The sequence below is a fragment of the Streptomyces sp. NPDC005494 genome, from assembly GCF_042872025.1.
GTDB lineage: Bacteria > Actinomycetota > Actinomycetes > Streptomycetales > Streptomycetaceae > Streptomyces.
This window is the reverse complement of the sequence record NZ_JBIAJR010000004.1, coordinates 50,370-70,097: the sequence shown is the minus strand read 5'-3', so window position 1 is coordinate 70,097 and position 19,728 is coordinate 50,370. Positions and strand designations below refer to the sequence as shown.

Annotated in this window: 18 protein-coding genes and 1 pseudogene; 9 read left to right on the top strand and 10 right to left on the bottom strand. The window is 71.6% G+C overall.

What is annotated here, in order from left to right; all coding sequences use genetic code 11:
• Window positions 1-146 precede the first annotated feature (146 nt).
• Complete coding sequence (locus ACFYQ6_RS14190) at window positions 147-911, bottom strand: aminoacyl-tRNA hydrolase (protein ID WP_361583860.1); 765 nt, start codon at window positions 909-911, stop codon at window positions 147-149.
• 72 nt (window positions 912-983) lie between these two features.
• Here ACFYQ6_RS14190 and ACFYQ6_RS14185 point away from each other — a divergent pair, with 72 nt between their 5' ends.
• From ACFYQ6_RS14185 to ACFYQ6_RS14175, 3 genes are read left to right on the top strand one after another with little or no spacing between them, the layout of a single operon-like run.
• Window positions 984-1,661, top strand: a complete 678-nt coding sequence (locus ACFYQ6_RS14185; RefSeq protein WP_361583863.1) for an AIM24 family protein — start codon at window positions 984-986, stop codon at window positions 1,659-1,661.
• Window positions 1,662-1,672: 11 nt separating this feature from the next.
• On the top strand, window positions 1,673-3,448 hold the full coding sequence (locus ACFYQ6_RS14180; RefSeq protein WP_388763081.1) for an ATP-binding cassette domain-containing protein: 1,776 nt from the start codon (window positions 1,673-1,675) through the stop codon (window positions 3,446-3,448).
• A 14-nt stretch (window positions 3,449-3,462) separates the two neighbouring features.
• Complete coding sequence (locus ACFYQ6_RS14175) at window positions 3,463-3,642, top strand: hypothetical protein (protein ID WP_361583869.1); 180 nt, start codon at window positions 3,463-3,465, stop codon at window positions 3,640-3,642.
• 85 nt (window positions 3,643-3,727) lie between these two features.
• On the opposite strand, the gene ACFYQ6_RS14170 is transcribed toward ACFYQ6_RS14175, so the two are convergent.
• The 4 genes from ACFYQ6_RS14170 to zapE all read right to left on the bottom strand — a co-directional run bounded on the left by ACFYQ6_RS14170 (window position 3,728) and on the right by zapE (window position 7,955).
• The gene (locus ACFYQ6_RS14170) at window positions 3,728-4,687 is read right to left on the bottom strand and encodes a polysaccharide deacetylase family protein (RefSeq protein ID WP_388763080.1); all 960 of its coding nucleotides are present in this window, start codon (window positions 4,685-4,687) and stop codon (window positions 3,728-3,730) included.
• Between the two features lie 113 nt (window positions 4,688-4,800).
• Window positions 4,801-6,192 (bottom strand): alkaline phosphatase PhoX, encoded by a 1,392-nt coding sequence (locus ACFYQ6_RS14165; RefSeq protein ID WP_361583874.1) that lies wholly within the window; start codon window positions 6,190-6,192, stop codon window positions 4,801-4,803.
• 133 nt (window positions 6,193-6,325) lie between these two features.
• The gene (locus tag ACFYQ6_RS14160; RefSeq protein ID WP_356746051.1) at window positions 6,326-6,751 is read right to left on the bottom strand and encodes an OsmC family protein; all 426 of its coding nucleotides are present in this window, start codon (window positions 6,749-6,751) and stop codon (window positions 6,326-6,328) included.
• An 82-nt stretch (window positions 6,752-6,833) separates the two neighbouring features.
• Window positions 6,834-7,955 carry a cell division protein ZapE gene (zapE, locus tag ACFYQ6_RS14155; RefSeq protein WP_361583877.1) on the bottom strand — a complete coding sequence of 374 codons (1,122 nt, stop codon included), beginning with the start codon at window positions 7,953-7,955 and terminating at the stop codon, window positions 6,834-6,836.
• A 37-nt stretch (window positions 7,956-7,992) separates the two neighbouring features.
• Here zapE and ACFYQ6_RS14150 point away from each other — a divergent pair, with 37 nt between their 5' ends.
• From ACFYQ6_RS14150 to msrB, 4 genes are all read left to right on the top strand, one after another.
• Complete coding sequence (locus ACFYQ6_RS14150) at window positions 7,993-8,766, top strand: pyrimidine reductase family protein (RefSeq protein ID WP_361583879.1); 774 nt, start codon at window positions 7,993-7,995, stop codon at window positions 8,764-8,766.
• A 190-nt stretch (window positions 8,767-8,956) separates the two neighbouring features.
• A complete protein-coding gene (locus ACFYQ6_RS14145) occupies window positions 8,957-9,409 on the top strand; it encodes an indole-3-glycerol phosphate synthase (RefSeq protein ID WP_361583882.1) in 453 nt (150 codons plus the stop codon).
• 45 nt (window positions 9,410-9,454) lie between these two features.
• Window positions 9,455-10,849 (top strand): UDP-N-acetylmuramate--L-alanine ligase, encoded by a 1,395-nt coding sequence (murC, locus tag ACFYQ6_RS14140; protein ID WP_388763078.1) that lies wholly within the window; start codon window positions 9,455-9,457, stop codon window positions 10,847-10,849.
• Window positions 10,850-10,859: 10 nt separating this feature from the next.
• Entirely contained in the window at window positions 10,860-11,267 is a 408-nt protein-coding gene (gene msrB, locus ACFYQ6_RS14135) for a peptide-methionine (R)-S-oxide reductase MsrB (protein WP_203183216.1), read from the top strand.
• A 104-nt stretch (window positions 11,268-11,371) separates the two neighbouring features.
• On the opposite strand, the gene ACFYQ6_RS14130 is transcribed toward msrB, so the two are convergent.
• Both ACFYQ6_RS14130 and ACFYQ6_RS14125 read right to left on the bottom strand, forming a co-directional pair.
• Window positions 11,372-13,564, bottom strand: coding sequence for an MMPL family transporter (locus ACFYQ6_RS14130; RefSeq protein ID WP_388763075.1), 2,193 nt, complete (start codon window positions 13,562-13,564; stop codon window positions 11,372-11,374).
• A 45-nt stretch (window positions 13,565-13,609) separates the two neighbouring features.
• Complete coding sequence (locus tag ACFYQ6_RS14125; RefSeq protein WP_361583891.1) at window positions 13,610-14,158, bottom strand: helix-turn-helix domain-containing protein; 549 nt, start codon at window positions 14,156-14,158, stop codon at window positions 13,610-13,612.
• A gap of 200 nt (window positions 14,159-14,358) precedes the next feature.
• On the opposite strand from ACFYQ6_RS14125, the pseudogene ACFYQ6_RS14120 reads away from it, so the two are divergent.
• Window positions 14,359-15,157: pseudogene (locus ACFYQ6_RS14120) on the top strand (aldo/keto reductase).
• A gap of 55 nt (window positions 15,158-15,212) precedes the next feature.
• On the opposite strand, the gene ACFYQ6_RS14115 reads toward ACFYQ6_RS14120, so the two are convergent.
• The gene (locus ACFYQ6_RS14115) at window positions 15,213-15,683 is read right to left on the bottom strand and encodes a hypothetical protein (protein WP_361583893.1); all 471 of its coding nucleotides are present in this window, start codon (window positions 15,681-15,683) and stop codon (window positions 15,213-15,215) included.
• Window positions 15,684-15,919: 236 nt separating this feature from the next.
• On the opposite strand from ACFYQ6_RS14115, the gene ACFYQ6_RS14110 reads away from it, so the two are divergent.
• Entirely contained in the window at window positions 15,920-16,786 is an 867-nt protein-coding gene (locus tag ACFYQ6_RS14110; RefSeq protein WP_361583896.1) for a peptidoglycan-binding protein, read from the top strand.
• Between the two features lie 103 nt (window positions 16,787-16,889).
• Here ACFYQ6_RS14110 and ACFYQ6_RS14105 read toward each other — a convergent pair whose 3' ends face one another.
• Window positions 16,890-17,435: a hypothetical protein gene (locus tag ACFYQ6_RS14105; RefSeq protein WP_388763073.1), complete on the bottom strand. Its 546-nt coding sequence runs from the start codon at window positions 17,433-17,435 to the stop codon at window positions 16,890-16,892.
• Window positions 17,436-17,437: 2 nt separating this feature from the next.
• Window positions 17,438-19,726 carry a hypothetical protein gene (locus tag ACFYQ6_RS14100; protein WP_388763071.1) on the bottom strand — a complete coding sequence of 763 codons (2,289 nt, stop codon included), beginning with the start codon at window positions 19,724-19,726 and terminating at the stop codon, window positions 17,438-17,440.
• Window positions 19,727-19,728 lie beyond the last annotated feature (2 nt).

Here is a 19,728-nt window from a genome sequence, read left to right as displayed (position 1 = left end):
AGTACGAGGAGATACGTAGATCGGCGCAGAAGTGTTCAGCCGGGTGGGAGGAAGCTGCGCGACGGGGGAGCGTCGGGGCGGGTCGGGCCCGCCCCGCCACCCGGTGGCGCGCCGCCGGGTGGGTCAGTGGCACGGCGCCGGTCGGGTCAGTGGCGCAGCGCCGGGTGGTCGGCGACGACCGTGCTGGACCCCGGAGCGATCTCCGTGAACCCCGCGTCCCGCACCACCGGCAGTCCGCTCGCGGCCAGTTCGCGCCAGTGACCGGCGTCCGGGGTGGCCACCGAGAGCGGGAAGCCCGCCTCGCGCCATGCCTTGCGCTCGGTGTCCGACAGCTCCCACCAGGCGAGCTGCGCGCCGTGCCCGGCCTGCGCCATCGCCTTCCCCGCCGACATGCCGGTCTCCGGGCTCATCCAGAGCACCGGACCGTCGAGGGCGGGGGCGGCCGGGGGCTCGGCGTCCTCCAGGTCCGTGCCAGACACCTGGAGCTTGGCCAGCTCCTTGGGCCAGCCGTCCAGGGGCACCGGCGGGTACACCCGGACCTCGGCTCGCTCGCCGGTGACCGTGATCCCCGGGAGCGTGCACGCCTTGCGCCACTCCGCGCCGCGCGCCCGCCGCACCACCTTGCGGATCCTGGCGTCCTGCCAGTCGCGCATGGCCTGGGCCCACTCGCCCTCGCCCGCCCCCTCGTCCTCGCCGAGCGAGCGGGGGTCGGAGAGGATCGTGAGCACCGCGCGGGCCGCGGTCACCAGGGCGTCGTTGCGCGCCGGGGGGTCCGCCTTCTCGATGTGCACGACGAGCGGCAGGACGAACTGCGGGGCTTCGTCACGGGCCGTCGGCTCCGTACGGAACGGGCTGTCGGCGGGGGTCGCGGAGGGTACGGGAAGGGGCTCAGGGATGCTGTCGCTGCTCACGCACCCAGTCTGCCAGGCCCCGCGACGACTCGTTCTTGGCGGAACAACTGCCTCCGGGTGAGGATGCACGCCATGAAGAGCGACCTCTTTTCCAGCGAGCACATGGCTCAGCAGGCCACGGCCCCCGGCATGACCCTGCAGAACGCCAAGTCCATCAAGTACGCCGTCAACGGCGAGATGCACGCGCGGCAGGGGTCGATGATCGCCTTCCGCGGCAATCTGCAGTTCGAGCGCAAGGGCCAGGGCATAGGCGGCATGCTCAAGCGTGCGGTGACCGGTGAAGGGCTGGCGCTGATGGCCGTCACCGGTCAGGGCGAGGCGTGGTTCGCCCACGAAGCGGCCAACTGCTTCATCGTGGAGATGGAACAGGGCGACGTCCTCACCATCAACGGCCGCAACGTCCTCTGCTTCGACGCGAGCCTGTCCTACGAGATCAAGACCGTGAAGGGCGCCGGTATGACCGGTGGCGGCCTCTTCAACAGCGTCTTCAGCGGATACGGGAAGCTCGGCCTCATCTGCGACGGCCAGCCCATAGTGATTCCCGTCACCGCACAGCAGCCGGTGTACGTGGACACGGACGCGGTCGTCGGCTGGAGCGCGCAGCTCTCCACCTCCCTGCACCGCTCGCAGAGCTTCGGCTCGATGGTGCGCGGCGGATCGGGCGAGGCGGTCCAGCTGATGCTCCAGGGCGAGGGGTTCGTGATCGTACGTCCCAGCGAGCTCAAGCCGGAGAAGGCGTCGGCCCATTGATCCTGCGCGGAGTGGGCCGACGGTACGGGCTGCGGGGGCCCTGGGTGCTGCGCGGTGTCGATCTGGACCTGCCTCCGCACACCCTGGTCCGCGTCGAGGGCGTCAACGGCACCGGCAAGTCGACCCTGTTGCGGTTGCTCGCCGGGGTCGACGCGCCCACCGAGGGGCGGATCACCGGCCGGCCGCGCACGGCTTACGTCCCCGAGCGGTTCCCCGCCGCGCTGCCGTTCACGGCGTTCGGCTACCTCGTCCACATGGGCCGGACGCACGGTCTCCCGAGCGCCGAGGCCGCCGCGCGTGCGCTTGAGTGGCTTGAGCGGTTCGGGGCCGCCGGACACGCGCGTACGCCCATGGCGGAGCTCTCCAAGGGCACCAGCCAGAAGGTCGCGGTCGCCCAGGCGCTCCTGGCACGACCGGAGCTGCTCGTCCTGGACGAGGCGTGGACCGGCCTGGACACGGGCGCCCGGGGCGAACTGGACCGGGCCGTCGCCGAGCGGGTCGCCGAGGGCGCCACGGTGGTGTTCGTCGACCACGACCCTCGGCGGCTCGCCGGATCGGCCGGCCTCGCGTACCGGCTGGAGGGGCTCACCCTCACTCCGGCCGGCTCCGCCGCCGCGGACCCCGGACCAGGCGTCCGGATCGAGGCGACGGGCGTGGCATCGGCCACCGTGCCGGGCGGGCTGCCAGGCACGCCCGTGGTGGAACGCGATCCCGGGAACCCGCGGCTGCTCCGTCTCACGACGACCGCGGCGTACTCGGACAGCGTCCTCCACACCCTGCTCACGGTCCGGCCGCCCTGGCACATCACGGGGGTCTTCGTGCTTCCGGACCCTGTTCCGGCCGTCGCGGCCACAGGCCTGCTGCCGGAGCCGGCCGCCGGTGCGGGAACACGCGCCGAGGCCGCACGGGCGGCCGTGCCCACGCCGGAGCGCACAGGCGTGCCTGCGCCCGCTGCGCCGTCTTCGTCCGCGCCCTCGCGTGCGCCTGCGCCCGCTGCGCCGTCTTCGTCCGCGCCCTCGCGTGCGCCTGCGCCCGTGCCGTCGCTCGCAGCCGCGCCGGCGCAGGTGTCCCCGCCGGGCGGTGCACCGGAGCGCGCGCCCCGTCCCGCGGTGCGCCTCGTCGCCGCGCCGACGCGCTACCACGTCGCTCTGCTGGCTCGCTCACAGCGCTGGCTCGCCCCCGTCCTCCTGTACGCGGCAGTCCTCGGCGTCGGCCTCCGACCCGGGCAGCCCGTCCTGGACTCGCTCGGCTACGCCGCCGCCGCGCTGGTCCCGGTCGCCGCCTGGCTCGCCCGGCTCTGTGTCACCCAGGAGCCGCCAGCCGCCCGGACCGTCACCGCGTCGGCCGCCGGGCCTTCGCGCGCGCACGTCGCCTCACTGCTCGCGGCCCTGGGCAGCGCGCTCGCCCTGGGCGTCGCGGGCACCGGGATCACGCTGCTGATCAGCGAGCCCTCCAGCACCGGCCACACCGTCGACGTGCCGCTCCCGCCCGCCGCTCTCGCAGGGCTGCTCGCCACCGCGTGCTGCGCCCTGCTCGGTACCGCCGTGGGGGCGCTCTGCTCCCGCCCGGTCCTGCGCCGCCGAGGATGGTCGCTGCTGGTGACGCTGCTCGGTGTGCTGCTCGCCCTCGTGGGCAGGGGCTCGCCCGCCCGGGAGGCGGTGACCGGCCTCGTCTCCGGGTCGGCGACCGGCGCGGTGCGGGTGCCCCTGCTGCCGCTCGGCGTGGCCTTGGCCGTCGCCGTGACGGTGGCCGCCCTCACGTCCCGGATCGCCTCGCTGCGCGAGTGAGTACGCTCGGCGGTATGGACGACGCTTACTGCGAGACGCCCGGGCCGGCCCCCGCTCCCCAGGACGCGGGACCGCCGTACGCCGAGTGCGTGCTGTGCCGGAAGCCGACCGAGTACCCGGAGTCCACGAAGGGCAGCACCCTGTGCCCCGTGTGCGCCTGGCAGGAAGCGGGACGCACGGCCTGCTCCGGCTGACGGGCATGGCGTGCGGGACGAGGCCGGGCGTGTCTGAAGGGCCCGGGCGCCCCGCCCGAGGACCGGGCGCGCCGCAGCGTCCCGTTCAGCCGCGCATGAGCTCGGAGACCTTGACGAAGCGGTAGCCCCGTTCACGCAGCTCCGGCACGATCCGGCGTACGGCTTCCTCGGTCACGGGCGCGGCGCTGCGTGTGCAGTGCATGACCACCAGGGACCCGGGCCTCACCCCGTCCAGCACCTGCTCGGCCACCGCGTCCGCGTCGGTCGCGAAGGCGTCGCCGCTGACGACGTCCCACTGGACCGCGGTCACCCCCGTGGGCGCCAGGGCCTTCAGCGAGGCGTCGTCGTAGCAGCCCCCGGGGAAGCGGAAGTACGGCACGACGTTGCGCGCCCCGGTCTTCCGGATCGCGGTGAAGGCCCGGTCCACGTCTCTGCGCATGTCGGCCTTCGCGACGGCCGGCAGGCCGTAGCAGGGCGAGGCGAAGGCGTAGTGGCTGAAGGAGTGGTTGGCGATCTCGAACAGGGGATCGGTGCCGATCGAACGGGCCTGAGCCGGGTACTCCTGCGCCCACCGGCCCGTCATGAAGACGGTCGACGGGATCTTCAGCCGGCGCAGCGACGCGATCAGCCCGGGGTTGTCGAAGTGCTCGCCCTGGGCGGCCCGTGGCCCCTGATCAGCCGTCATGTCCGCGTCGAAGGTGAGCGCCACGACCTTGTCGGTGCCGCTCCGGGACGGGGCGTTCTCCGCGCGGCGCTCGAAGACCGGCGTGAGTCCGGCGGGTCCGGGAGCCAGGACGGGCGGCTCGCTCCGCAGGGCCGGCGACGGGCTCGCGGACCCCGTCGCCGACCGTGCCGCGGACTCAGGCTCAAGCTCGGACTCGGGCTCGGGGGAGGCCGCCGGGAGCGCGGAACCTCCGGACGGCGCGGCCGCGACGCCGCCGGAGGGCGCGGCATCCGGGCTTCCGGCCCGCACGGTCCCCGACCCTGCGCAGCCGACGAGCGCCCCGCTCAGAACGGCCCCACCCACAGCAGACAGAACGATCATCGTACGAACGGATTTGATCACCGAAGGACGCTAGCTGACAAAGGATCAGCTGCCGTCCACGGCACTCCGGGCCGGCGCGCGGCCGGCCCGGATCACCCGTCTGCCGAACCCGGTCAGCGCCAGGGGCCCGACACCGCGAAGGTGGTTCCCGGCGTGTAGCAGTTCACGAACATGGTTCTGCCGTCCGGCGAGAACGTGACGCCGGCGAACTCACCCCACTCCGGCTCCTCGGCCGTCCCGATGTTCTGCCGCCCCCGCGCCATCGGATAGACCTCGCCGCGCCGCGTCACCCCGAGCACGTGCTGTGCGCCGCCGCCGTCCTCGCAGACCATCAGCCCGCCCCCGGAGGCCAGGCAGATGTTGTCCGGGGACTCGCCGGGGAGCTGCACGTCGGTGTCCGGGCCGAAGACGATCACCAGCGTGAGCCGGCGCCGCTCCGGTTCGTACCGCCACACCTGGCCGAAGTGGTCGGCCGCCGAACCCTCCGCGCTGCGCGCGTAGCTGGAGACGAAGTACACCGACGAGCCGCCCCAGTAGCAGCCCTCCAGCTTCTGGGCGTGGGTGACGCCCTTCGGTCCGAAGTCCTGGTGCCGGATGGGCGTCCCGGCCGCCTGCGGATCCGGTACGGGGACCCACTCGACCCGGTCGAAACGCGCACCGGTCTCCTGGATCCGGGACAGATCGGGCACCCCTGGCACCCGCATGGCCTCCAGTGCGCCGCCTGCCCGCAGCGAGCCCGTCCCGCCGAGCGGCTTCTCGGGAAGGAAGCGGTAGAAGAGCCCGAAGGGCCTCTCGAACGCGTCCTCCGTCTCGTACACGATGCCGTTCGCCGGGTCGATCGCGACGGCCTCGTGCTGGAAGCGGCCCATCGCGGTCAGCGGAACGGCCCCGGTCCGGCGCGGATCGGCGCCGTCCACCTCGAAGACGAAGCCGTGATCCTTCGTGTAGCCGTTGGTACCGGCCTTGTCCTCGGTCTCCTCGCAGGTCAGCCAGGTGTTCCAGGGAGTGGGGCCGCCCGCGCAGTTGACGGCCGTCCCCGCGACGGCGACGCGCTCGCCCCGGACCTCGCCGCGCGCGTCGAGTTCTATGGCCGTACAGCCGCCCTTGCCTGCCGGGTCGTAGGTGAGGCCGTCGACCGTGGGGACGCCGATCTTCCCCGTGACCCTGTTCTCGTGGTTGCGCACGAGATGGACCCGGCCGTTGCGGCCCCTGAAGGCGGCCATGCCGTCGTGGTTGCTGGGGACCAGGCCCTCGCCGGAGCGGAGCGGGTCGCCCTCCCGGGAGAGGACCCGATAGCGGAAACCTTTCGGCAGGTCGAGCATGCCGTCGGGATCCGGCAGGAGCGGGCCGTAGCCGCTGTGGCCCCGGGCGCCGGCGGTGCCGGCGAAGAGTTCGGTGAAGGCGCCGGTGAAGGCGACAGCGGCGCTGCCGGCCAGGATCTGTCGTCGTGTCGCGAGCCGGCGGGACGCTGTTTCCGTCGCGAGGCGTCGAGGTGCGGATGTCATGAGGCAACTCCCTGTTGGCGGACAGGTGAAGTGACCCGCATGTGTGTACCACGCGTCGCGGCGCGCGGGAACCATGCGGGCCACGGTGCCCCCTGTGTCCCTGGGCCGCGAGAGGCCCCAGGGACGTACGGGATCAGGCCAGCGACGCGCTGAGCGTGATGGTGGTGCCCGTCAGCGCCTGGCTCACCGGGCAGTTCGCCTTGGCGTCCTCGGCGGCCTTCACGAAGCCCGCCTCGTCGAGGCCCGGAACCTCACCTTCCACGGTGAGGTGGATGCCCGTGATGCCCGTGCCGGGCTGGAAGGTGACCTCGGCCTGGGTGTTCAGCCGGGTCGGCGGAGTGCCCGCGGTGGCCAGTCCGTTGGACAGAGCCATCGAGAAGCAGCTGGAGTGCGCGGCGGCGATCAGCTCTTCCGGGCTGGTCTTGCCGTTCGCCTTCTCCGCGCGGGAGGGCCAGGAGACCGGGTACTCCCCGATCCCGGAGGAGTCGAGGGTGACAACGCCGTTGCCCTCGATCAGGTTGCCTTCCCAGACCGTGTGCGCCTGACGCGTGGTAGCCATGCTGGATCCCTTTCGGACGGTGTGCGCGGTTGTGAGCGGCGGGCGGGCACCGGACGGCACCCGCACGCGCTCGACCCCGAACCTACTGCCCCACAAGTCCCTTTGCGTCACGTGCCAGCGCAGTGAGCCGCGAGATGGCCCGGAAGTACTTCTTGCGGTACCCGCCGTTCAGCATCTCGTCGCTGAACAGTTGGTCGAAGGGGAGACCGGATGCGAGCACCGGGATCTCGCGGTCGTACAGCCGGTCGGCGAGCACCACCAGGCGCAGAGCCGTCGACTGGTCGGGTACCGGACGCACATCGGTGAGGCAGACCGCCGTGATGCCGTCCGTCAGCGCGCCGTACCGGCTCGGATGCACGCGCGCGAGGTGGTCGAGCAGGGACGGGAAGTCGTCGAGGGCGGCGCCCGCGGTCGCGTAGGCGGCCCTGGTCACCTGGTCGTCGGAGTACGGCGGCGGCGCTTCGGGCAGCCCTCGGTGCCGGTAGTCCTCGCCGTCGATGCGCAGCGGCCGGAAGTGCGAGGACAGCCCCTGGATCTCGCGGAGGAAGTCGGCCGCGGCGAAGCGGCCCTCACCGAGCTTGCCGGGCAGCGTGTTCGACGTGGCGGCCAGTGCCACCCCTGCCTCGACGAGCCTGCTGAGCAGGGACGACACCAGGACGGTGTCACCCGGGTCGTCCAGTTCGAATTCGTCGATGCAGAGCAGCCGGTGCCCGCTCAGCGTCTGCACGGTCTGCTGGAAGCCCAGCGCGCCGACCAGGTTCGTCAGCTCGACGAACGTGCCGAACGCCTTGAGGGAGGGATCGGCGGGTGTGGCGTGCCAGAGGGAGGCCAGCAGGTGCGTCTTCCCGACCCCGTACCCGCCGTCGAGATAGACCCCCCGCGGCCCGGTGGGGGCCGCCTGCTTCTTCCCGAACCGCGCACTCGCCGCCCGCCACCACCCCCCGGAGGACGCCTTCCCGGAGCCCGTCGCGTGCGCACCGCCGAGCCCGGCCGCGAACGAGGCGAGCACCTCGACCGCCTCGGTCTGGCTCGGCTGGTTCGGGTCGGGTACGTACGTATCGAAGCGCACCGAGTCGAAGCGCGGCGGGGGCACCATCTCCGCGACCAGCCGGTCGGCGGGGACGCGCGGTTCGAGGGCGCACAGGGACTGCGGGGCCGTTTCGGCTATGGGGCTCTGCCCCGGCACGGCTGTGGAGGACGACACAACTCTCCACTCTAAGGGCCGTGCCAGACTGCTGGGCATGCGACGCCTGCTCCCTGTGACGGACCTGACAAACCCAGCCGCTGCCGCCGCCGACCGCGAGTGGACGCTCGACGAGCTGGCCGAGGCCTACGCGTATCCGGAGGCCGGGCGCTCATGGCTGCGCGCCAACATGGTCTCCACCCTCGACGGCGCCGCCCAGCACGACGGCCGCTCCCAGGGCATCTCGTGCCCCACGGACATGCGGATCTTCGGCACCCTGCGAGGGCTGGCCGACGCGGTCGTCGTGGGCGCCGAGACGGTGCGCCTCGAGGGCTACCGGCCCGCCCGGGCGCGCGAGGCGTTCGCCGCCCGGCGCGCGGCGGCCGGGCAGGGCCCGGCCCCCGCCATCGCCGTCGTCAGCGCGAGCCTGGACCTGGACTTCTCGCTCCCGCTCTTCGTCTCGCCCCTGGTGCCGACCTTCGTGATCACCGGTACGGCGGCGCCCTCGGACCGGGTCCACGCCGCCCGGGCGGCGGGGGCGGAGGTCCTGTTCGCCGGGGACGGCGCCGCCGTCGAGCCGGCCCGCGCGGTGGCGGAGCTGACGGACCGGGGCTTCGGCCGGCTCCTCACCGAGGGGGGACCGCGCCTGCTCGGCCAGTTCGTGGCGGCCGGGGTGCTGGACGAGCTCTGCCTGACGGTCTCCCCGCTGCTCACCGCCGGAGCCGCGCAGCGGATCGCCGGCGGGCCCGCCGTGGCCGTGCCGGAACGTTTCTCCCTCGTTTCGCTCCTCGAAGAGGCAGGATTCCTCTTCAGTCGTTATACGAAGATCTGACACTCGCCGGACGCTGGTGCACGAAGATCTGACACTTAGCGGAATTTGCCGTTCCGGTTGGCTTCCGATGGGCACACTTAGTCCTGCGACCCCGTGCGACCGCGGGGAAAAATGGTTTCAGCAACAGCGGCCGTCCCCGCGGCCGACGAGATGAAGCGGAAGGGCGCCTGCCGTGTTCACAAGCGTTTTGATGATCGAGAAGCCGCTCACTCCCGAGGACGTGGAGTTCGTCACCACCCTCCACGGCGAGGAGCGGATCTCGTTCGTCGTCCTGATGCAGCCCCGCAGCGACCAGGCCGACGTGCTGCTCCGCGCGATCGACGACGTGGCGATCGGCGAGCTCCGGGAGGCCGTCCGCGAGGGGGAGCGGCCGGAGGGCAAGGAGGCGAGAGAGCCGGCCGAGATGGCCCTGGAGTACTCACTCCGGGAGCTGCGGCAGGCGGGCTCGGAAGCCGTAGGACAGGTGATCGAGGACCACCCCCTGGACAAGCTGAAGACGGTGGTCGACGACTCCGGGGCCGACGAGGTCATCGTGCTGACGGCGCCGCACTACGTCGAGGAGTTCTTCCACCGGGACTGGGCCTCGCGGGCCCGCCACAAGGTCGGCGTACCGGTGCTCAAGCTCTTCGCGCACAGCGAATAGGCTGGGGCGGACCCAGACACACGTCACACCTCGGGAGAGACACGTATGGCACCCGGTATTCCTGCCGCCCTGGAACGGCCGCACTTCATCGGCATCGGCGGCGCCGGAATGTCGGGCATCGCGAAGATCCTGGCCCAGCGCGGCGCGAAGGTGGCGGGCAGCGACGCCCGGGAGTCCGCGACCGCCGACGCCCTGCGCGCGCTGGGCGCGACCGTCCACATCGGGCACGCCGCCGGGCACCTCGCGGACGACGCCACCTCGGTGGTCGTCTCCAGCGCCATCCGCGCCGACAACCCCGAGCTGGCCCGCGCCGCCGAGCTGGGCATTCCGGTCGTGCACCGCTCCGACGCGCTCGCCTCCCTGATGGACGGCCTGCGTGCCGTGGCGGTCGCCGGCACCCACGGCAAGACCACCACCACCTCGATGCTCGCCGTGGCCCTGTCCGAGCTGGGCCTCGACCCCTCGTACGCCATCGGCGGAGACCTGGAGGGCCCCGGCACCAACGCCACGCACGGCGGCGGCGACATCTTCGTCGCCGAGGCCGACGAGAGCGACCGGAGCTTCCACAAGTACGCCCCGCAGGTCGCGATCGTCCTCAACGTCGAGCTGGACCACCACGCGAACTACGCGTCGATGGACGAGATCTACGAGTCCTTCGAGACCTTCGTCGGCAAGGTCGTCCCCGGCGGCACCCTGGTCGTCGCCGCCGACCAGCCCGGCGCGGCCGAGCTCACGCGGCGCGTCCGGGACATCTCCTCGCTCGACGTCGTCACCTACGGGGAGTCCGAAGGCGCCGACGTACGCGTCCACAAGGTCACCCCCCGCGGCCTGACCAGCGAGGTCACGGTCGTGCTCAACGGCAAGTACCTCACCTTCACGGTCTCCGTGCCCGGCCGCCACTACGCGCACAACGCGGTCGCCGCGCTCGCCGCCGGTGTCGCCCTCGGCATCCCCGCGCACAACCTGGCCTCCGCCATCGGCAAGTACACCGGGGTCAAGCGCAGGCTCCAGCTCAAGGGCGAGGCGGCCGGCGTCCAGGTCATCGACTCGTACGCGCACCACCCCACCGAGATGACCGCCGACCTGGAGGCCATGCGCGGGGCGGCCACCGACGCGCGCATCCTGGTGGTCTTCCAGCCGCACCTCTTCTCCCGCACCCAGGAGCTCGGCACGGAGATGGGGCAGGCACTCGCCCTCGCCGACGCGTCCCTGGTCCTGGACATCTACCCGGCCCGTGAGGACCCGGTCCCGGGGGTCACCAGCGAGCTGATCATCGACGCCGCGAAGGCAGCGGGCGCGGAGGTCACAGCCGTCCACGACAAGGCCGCGGTCCCGGCCGCCGTCGCGGGAATGGCGAAGCCCGGCGATCTCGTTCTCACCATGGGAGCGGGCGACGTCACCGACCTCGGCCCGCAGATCCTGGACCACCTGTCGAGCTGAGGGAGCCACCGTGTCGTACGACGTCGAGAAGCCGGACGAGCAATGGCGGGCGGAGCTGACCCCCGCCGAGTACGCGGTGCTGCGCAAGGCCGGCACCGAACCCGCCTTCGTGGGTGAGTACACCGACACCAAGACGGCGGGCGTCTACTCCTGCCGTGCCTGTGGCGCGGAGCTGTTCCGCTCGGACACGAAGTTCGAGTCGCACTGCGGCTGGCCGTCCTTCTACGACCCGAAGGACACCGACGCGGTCGAACTGCTCCAGGACAACAGCCTCGGCATGGCCCGCACCGAGGTGCGCTGCGCCCGCTGCGGCTCGCACCTGGGCCACGTCTTCGAGGGCGAGGGCTACCCGACCCCCACGGACCAGCGCTACTGCATCAACTCCATCTCGCTGACCCTGGCGCCGGACGAGAGCTGATCACGCCACCGGACGCGTGACGGAACGGCCCCGCCGGGAGGACTCCTCCCGGCGGGGCCGTTCCGTCACGCGAGGCCCGCTCCCGGACGGGGGCGGGCGCGTGCTCACGTCTTCACGAGCTCGACGGCCTGCTCCGGCACCGGGATCCGGCTGCTCAGCCGCTCGCCCTCGATGTCCAGGTCGGGCAGCGCCCGGTCGACCGTACGGGGCAGCCACCAGGCCGCGCGTCCCAGCAGGTGCATGACCGCGGGCACCAGCGCCATCCGTACGACGAACGCGTCGATGAGCACGCCGATCGCCAGGGCGAACCCCATGGACTTGATGACCGGGTCGTGCATGAAGACGAACCCGCCGAACACAGCGGTCATGATCACCGCGGCGGCCGTCACGACGCGCGCGTTGTGGCCGACACCGCTGATGACGGCCTCGCGCGCGTCGGCACCGTGGACGAAGTCCTCCCGCATCCGCGAGACCAGGAAGACCTCGTAGTCCATGGCCAGGCCGAAGAGGATGCCGATCAGCAGGATGGGCAGGAAGCTGACCAGCGGGCCGGGAGTGTCGAGGCCGACCAGCGACGCGAGGTGGCCCTCCTGGAAGATCGCGACGGTGATGCCGAAGGTGGCCCCGATGGTCAGCAGGAAGCCCAGCGCCGCCTTGACGGGCACCAGGAACGACCGGAAGACGAGCATCAGCAGCAGGACGGACAGCCCGACCACCAGCAGGAGATAGACCGGCAGGGCGTCGGCGAGCTTCTCGGAGACGTCGATGCCGACGGCGGTGGCACCGGTCATCGCGATCGCCGCGCCCCGGACCTCTCCGACCCGGTCACGGATCGCGTGGACCGTCTCCTCCGTCGCGGCGGCCGTGGGCCCCGTCTTCGGGATCACGGCCAGCAGGGCGGTGGTGCCCTTCTCGTTCATCTGCGGGGCGGCGACGGCCAGGACGCCTTCGGTCGACGTGATGAGCGCGGCGGCCTCCTTCGCCGCGACCTCGGTCGAGCGCGCGTCGTCGCCGGACACGACGGCGATCAGCCGGCCGTTGAAGCCCTCGCCGAACCCTTCGGTGGTCAGGTCGTAGGCCTCACGGTTGGGCGACCCGACCGCCTCGGTGCTCGCGTCCGGAAGGGAGAGCCGCATGTCCTGCACGGGCAGCGCGAGCGCCCCGAGGCCGACCACGCCGAGCAGGAGGACCGGGACGCGCAGCCGCGCCACGATCCGGCCCCACCGGAAGCCGAACGCGTTCCCGGCCGGTGCCCCGGCCGTCTCGTCCGCCGGCTGGGCCGGAGCGGGCACGGGAGTGCGGCCCCGAAGCCTGCGGGGCAGGACGCGGTCACCGGCGAAGCCCAGGACTGCGGGAAGGAGGGTGAGCGAGACGAGTACCGCGAGAGCCACCGTGGCGGCGGCCGCCAGTCCCATGACCGTGAGGAAGGGGACACCGGCGACCGAGAGGGCCGCCAGGGCGATGACGACCGTGGCCCCGGCGAAGACGACGGCCGAACCGGCGGTTCCGGTGGCCCGGCCCGCCGCCTCCTCCGCGTCCATGCCTTCCGCGAGGTACTGGCGATGACGGGAGGTGATGAACAGCGCGTAGTCGATGCCTACGGCCAGCCCCAGCATGAGCGCCAGGATGGGCGCCGTGCTGGTCAGTTCCACGGTGCTGCTGAGCGAGAAGAGTCCGGCCATGCCGGCACCCACCCCCACCAGCGCGTTCAGCAGGGTCATGCCCGCCGCCACCAGGGAGCCGAAGGTGAGGACCAGCACCAGGGCGGCGACCGCGACACCGAGGGCCTCGGTCGAACCGACCTCCGGGACCCCGCGCATGATCTCGCCGCCGTGCTCCACGCGGAGGTCCGCGACGGACGAGCCCGCCTCCCGGAACGCCTCCCGCTGCGCGTCGGTGATGCCGTCCACGCCGGACGTGAACTGCACCTGTATCAGGGCGTAGCGGCCGTCCTGCGAGACGGCCTTCGACACGAACGGGTCGACGGCGGCGACGACACCGGGAACCTTCGCGGCCTCCTCGGTCACCGGGGCCACGGCGGCGGGCGTGAGCTTCCCGCCCTCGGGCGCGGCGACGACTATCGTCCCGGTCGCGCCACCCGCCTGCGGGAACTCCCGGGCGAGCGAGTCGAGGGCCTTCTGGGACTCGGTGCCCGGTATGGAGAACTTGCTGGTGGTGGGCCCGCTGAAGGCTGCCGCGCCCCCGCCGAGCAGTGCGAGCAGCAGAAGCCACAGGGCGAGTACGCGCCCTCGGCGGCGGAAGGAGAACCGGCCGAGCCGGTACAGCAGGATAGCCATGCGAAAGAGGCGTCTTTCTCTTCGGTCTGGACGAGACGACTTCTGTCAGCCGGTGGGATGCCCGAGGGTTCTCAGCGCTCCCTGGACCAGTTCGGTGCGCAGGGTGTCCGGTTCGATGCCGACATCGGCCGCGACCGTGACCGCCACACCGCCGATCACCATCTGGGCCATGGCGCGGGCGCGAGGCTGCCGGGACCGCCCGGCCAGCGCGTCCGCGAGCTGGTCGACCGCCTCCGGGATGACGGCGAGCACCGGATGGCTGAGCATGTCGGGAAGTTCGGCGAAGATGATCTTGACTTCCAGGTGGAACCGCATCGCCAGGCCGACGTAGCCCGTCACGGCCGGTTCCACGGCCCGGCCGCCTTCCAGCGGCGCCAACTCCTCCCGCAGCGCGGCGAGTCCCTCCGCCGGCGGGGTCAGCAGCTCGGTGAGGATCGCGTCCTTGCCGGCGAAGTGGTACAGCAGGGACGCCTTGGAGCAGTGGGCCTCGGCGGCGATGTCCTGCAGAGAAGTCCCCTTGAAACCGTGCTCGGCGAAGAGGCGCAGGGCGGAGTCGAGGATGTGCTGTCGCATCGCGGAAGGCGGACGTGGCATGGGCCCACCGTAGCTGACCGATCGGTCAGCCCTGACCGCCCGGTCAGCTACGGTGGGGCCCGGACCTCGCGCCCGTTCCTGTTCCGGGCGTCAACTCCGGTGCTGGCGTTGCCCTTTGGCCTGGGGGAGGACCACGCGTGACGTCGACGGATTTTCGTGTCGGAGGGGACCTGGAGGTGCGGCGGCTCGGTTTCGGGGCCATGCACCTGCCGACGGAACCGGGACCGCCCCGCGAGGGCGCCGTCGCGCTCGCCCGCAGGGCCGTCGAGCTGGGGATCACCCTCATCGACACGGCGTACCTCTACGGCGGCGGAGCCAACGAGGAACTCCTGGCCGAGGCGCTCCATCCGTATCCGGACGGCCTGCTGATCACCACCAAGGTGGGAGTGGCACGCTCGGACGACACCGGCGAATGGGCGCTCGACGGCCGCCCGGCCGTGCTGCGCGACCAGGTGGAGAACGCCCTGCGACGCCTGCGCGTCGAACGGATCGAGCTGCTGCAACTGCATCGGATCGACCCCGCGACCCCGCTCGCCGACCAGGTCGGCGCTGCGGGACCTGCGGACCGAAGGCAGGATCGGGCGGATCGGGCTCTCCGAGGTCACCGTCGCCGAACTCGGCGAGGCACGCGGGATCGTCGACATCGCGAGCGTGCAGAACCGCTACAACCTGCTCGACCGGAAGCACGACCCGGTGCTCACGGCCTGCGAGGAGGCGGGGATCGCCTTCCTGCCGTGGCGCCCCGTCGCCCGGGGTGACGCGGGGGCCGAGGCCGAGGTCACCGCCGTGGCGGCCGAGCTGGACGCCACCCCCACACAGGTGGCGCTCGCCTGGCTCCTCGGCCGCTCCCCGGTCGTCCTGCCGATCCCGGGCACCGGCCGGATCGGCCACCTTGAGGAGAACGTCGCGGCGGAGCGCCTCCAGCTGCCCCGGGCCCACCGTGATCGCCTCGACCGCCTGTCCGGGGCCGGCCGGCCGGACCGCTCGCCCGGTTCATGAGGGGCCCGGCGGCCAGTGCCCGCCGTGCCGCCCGCCGCCCGTAGAGGGAGTGGCCCTACTCCTCCTCGGAGTCCGTGCCCGCGTCGGCCCGCAGCAGCGGGTGCGCCACCCCGGGGAACACCCGCGCCCTGACGACCTCCTCGGCGGCCCCGCCCTGCACGACGGTCTCGGCCACGCCCCAGGGGCGCCCCGCCAGCCGGATGGTCAGGGTGTACGACGCCGAGCAGCCCATGCACTCGTACCGGTCCGCCCACACCTCGACGTCCGTGACGCTGCCCGGGTAACGCTTCACGTGCCGGTGCCGGGCGTGGCAGCGGTCACAGGTCTCGCCCGGCTCGCACGTGCCGCCGCAGGGGCACGGCACGTCCAGGGACTCCGCCGGCTGCCAGCGCTGGACGAGCAGGGCGTCGCGGGTGGCGCCCATGTCCTTCATGGCCTTGAGATTGCGGGCGGCGACGTTGTACGACTCGCCGGTCGCGGCCATCCGGTCCCGGATCACGTCCTTGCGTCCGCGGTTCGTCGTCATGTGTTCCTCCTGGGTGTACGCAGCCCGCCAGGAGGCTCACGAAATCGTCCTCCCTACGGTACCTGCCGCGCCGTGCCCGTGAATCCGGTCCTTGGACGGCCCGGCCGGGGAGACCGGAGCGGGAGCGCCGAGGACACGGAGAATCGCTCCCTCCGGTTCGGAAGGCGGAGCGGCTGGGCAGGACGACGGGGACAGCCCGAGAGAGCTGATGCACCACCTGGGTAAAGGAGCACCCGATGGCAACGCCTCTGTCTGCCGACAAACTGCTCAAGGCCCTGCGGGACGAGGGTCTGCGTGTGGTCGAACACCGGAGCTGGCGCACACACAACCGCAACCACAAAGGCGCGTGGGGCCCCGTGCACGGGGTGATGATCCATCACACCGTGACCTCGGGCACACAGCGCTCCGTGGACCTCTGCTACGACGGCCACTCGACCCTGCCGGGCCCTCTGTGCCACGGAGTGATCGCCAAGGACGGCTCGGTCCACATGGTCGGCCACGGCCGCGCCAACCACGCCGGACTCGGCGACGACGACGTCCTGCGCGCGGTGATCGACGAAAGGGCACTGCCCGCGGACAACGAGGCCAACACCGACGGCAACCGCTCCTTCTACGGCTTCGAGTGCGTCAATCTCGGCGACGGCAAGGACCCCTGGCCCGCTCCCCAGCTGCTGGCCATCGAGAAGGCGTCCGCCGCCGTCTGCCGGGCGCACGGCTGGAACCACCGCTCGGTGATCGGCCACAAGGAGTGGCAGCCGGGGAAGGTCGACCCGCGCGGCTTCACGATGGACTCGATGCGCGGAAGGGTCCGGACCCGCCTCGCCGGCCGCCCGGACGGCCCGCCGCCACCGGCGACGTACGAGCCGTTCCCCGGAGCCGCGTTCTTCCGGGTGGGGCGGCACAGCGCCGTCATCACGGCGATGGGGAAGAGACTGGTGGCCGAGGGCTGCGGACGGTACGCGGTGGGCCCAGGCCCGGACTGGTCCGAGGCGGACCGTGCGTCGTACGCCGCGTGGCAGCGCAAACTGGGCTTCACAGGCAGCGGCGCCGACGGCATCCCGGGCAAGGCCAGCTGGGACCGGCTCAAGGTGCCCAACGTCTGAGCCGCCCGTACCCGGACCGGCAGGTGATCCGCGAGGCTGCCCCCGGGGGCTCTGGGACGACGCCCGGCCGGCGAGCCGGGGGCAGCACGCGGATCACCGGCGGTCAGACGCAGTTCAGTTCCTGCTCCGCGAACGCCACGAACTGCTTCAGGAGGGGAGTCAGGTTCCTCGGCAGCTTGTCGTCCGCCGCGCTGAATGTGCTGATGCGCAGTTCGACGTAGTTCCCGTGTGCGGACGGCGGCTCGGGCGGTTCGCAGACGATGTACGTGAGCACCCCGCCAGGCCAGACGATTCCCTTCTTGCCGACCGGGATGGGGGCGGTCTTCCCCTTCTCGTAGGAGCTCCATTCGATTTGGTCCTCGCGGTCGCGCCGTGTGGCAGCCGCCTGGAAGCGGGTTCGGCCGTCGATGTCGAGTGAGCACGTCGCGCCGTCCAGCTCTTCTAGGAGCACGAAGGTGTCGGAGTAGACGTCGGCTTTGTCGCCGGTCGGCAGGAAAGGAACGACATCCTTCCTGGTGAAGACGTCCCAGCAGATCCGTTCGGGTACCTCCGGGACAGCTTTGATTTCGTCGCTGGAGCAGCCGGTGAGAGTGGCGAGCAGCGTTGCCGTTCCCACGGTTGCCCAGACGTGTGTCCTGAGTGCGTGCACGGTCAATTCCCCTTGGCCTGAGAGCTGGCCACCAGATCGCGCCCGATGGAGTGGGCCGCTGCTGTCTGAGTGGACGCCGACCCCTTGTACGCGTCGATCTGATCAGCGGTGAGGCCGGCGGCTCTGCCGCTCGTCTCGACAGCTGCTGCGGCAGCTCCCCTGGCCGCGCCCTCGGAGTCCGTGTACCCATTGGCGGACTCTCGACGAGCGGCGTCCGACGTGTCGCGATTCGCGCTCTCCAGCGCGGACGCGGTGACATCCTCCTGGATCCATCCCACCACGTCACCGCCCACAGGAATCATCTCGACGTACTTGGCGCCCGCCGCGGTGAGGATCCTGTTCACCCATTTCGCGTTGTCCTCGGTCCCCTTGTTGAACTCATCCGCCTCGTGCGCCTTCGTGTCGTGCACCGCCTGGGCCCGCGCCTCGGTCATGATGCCCGCGATCTCCCCTCCCGGGTGGACTGCGTTCCGCACGGCCTCGCCCATGTCGGGGTGTTTCTCCGGATGGCTGAACACATCGCTCACGAGTGCCGTGGTGTACGCCTGCTGCGCGTTGGTGATCGCACCGTAGGCCTGGGGGTCCTGGGCCACCGCGCTGAGGAATCCTGCCATCCTGGCCTTGTCGAACGTTGCCGCTTCTCCGAACGGCTTGATCAGGCCCGCCTCGTTCTCGGCTGTGGCCTGCAGGTCCGGCATGTACTCGGCGGCCATCTCGCCGAACTGCCGGGAGAGCCCGCTGAGCGGACCGGGTGGATCGCCCGGTCCGGCCGCCACCAGTTGCGGGTCGGTGCCGATCTTGTCGATGACCTTTTCCATGACCTCGCCCATGGCCTTGGAGTGCGGGACCGGGGGCGCGTCGGCGTCGCCCGGCACGCGGCCGGTGACCGCAGCCTCCAGGGCGTTGCCCACAGCGGTCTGGCCGGGGTTGAACTCCCCTCCCACGGCCGTGTCGTACCAGTCCGCGGTCGGCTTCTTGTCGAGCATGTGGTCGACCACGCTCTGGGCGTTCTTGCCCTTGATCTCGGCGTCCGACAGCGTGACGATGCCGTCCTTGTCGGTGTCTTCCCGGACTCCCTCGTTGAAGAACTCCGTGGATGCCGCGGGGTTCTTGCTCATGGCCTCCATGAGGCCGGTCATAGGGTTGAAGCCCTTGCCGCCGGTCTCGTCGAGGTTGATGGCCAGATTCAGGTCGTACGGAAGGTTCTGCGACCAGAGCTCGGGGTTCTTCTTGTCCATCGCCACCATGTCGCGGCCCACCGTGGTGAGGAAGTTCTTGTCGTACGTGCCCTCACGGAGCAGCGCCCCCAGGGCCTGATATCCGTAGACCTTGGTGCCGGAGCCCGCGAAGCCCGAGACGTCGACCTCCTTGCGGCCCGCCTTCATGAGCTCCGTGGTCCAGGTGGCGTCGAGATGGTTCGGCGTCGACGTGTGCGTGGCGAGGCCGAGCATGGCCCCCATGTCGCTCTGCATGTTGCGGACCATGTTCACCCGGTCCTGACCTGCGGGGCCGAGTGCCGTCGCGTCCAGCGACATCTTCGTGTAGGCCTCCAGAGACCCTTCCGCGCCGAGTTTCCGGTAGAAGCCGGTGGCGAACTCGGGGTCGTCGCGGTTGTCGTCGATGATGTCTTCGAGTTCCCTCAGCGCGTCCACGTTGCGAGCGGTGCCGCCCTCGCCCGTGACCTGTCTCGTCAGGTCGGCGGCGCGGGCCACCTGCTCCTCGTCGAGGCTCTCGTACACCGGTGCGGCGAAGTCCTTGCCGTCCTCGACGTTGGCCAGCAGGGCCCGGTTCAGCGACTCGTCGGCGTCGGAGCAGTCCTCGACGAGCCGGTCGACGCGCTTCTGCCAGGCGGTCACCGCGGCCTTCTGCTTGCGCAGGGCCTCCGGATGATCGGGGTCGTTGCGCGCCCCGGCGTCGTCCGCCAGGTCGTACCGGGGTGACACCTTGCCGGTCGCACTCACCACGACGCCGGCTTCCGGCCCCTCCACGTCCCGTACGTGCACGAGAGCGTCCCGGGCCGCCTTGATCGCGGTGTGCGCATCGGCCAGCAGTAGCTTCATGCCTCTGGCCGCTGCCGCGGCGTCCTCGAACTCCTTCGCCGTCTTCGTGACGAACCGCTTGGTGACCCCCGCGTTGACGCCCTCCCACTCAGCCTTGTCCGACTTGGCCTTCATTCCGGTCCGGGCGTCGTCGGCGAGCTGCTCCAGCTTGGTCACCATGTCCGCCCAGTCCTCGGCAGCCGTTCTGAGCTGGTCGACAGGCGCGTTGACGACGTCGTCGAAGTCGAGCACTT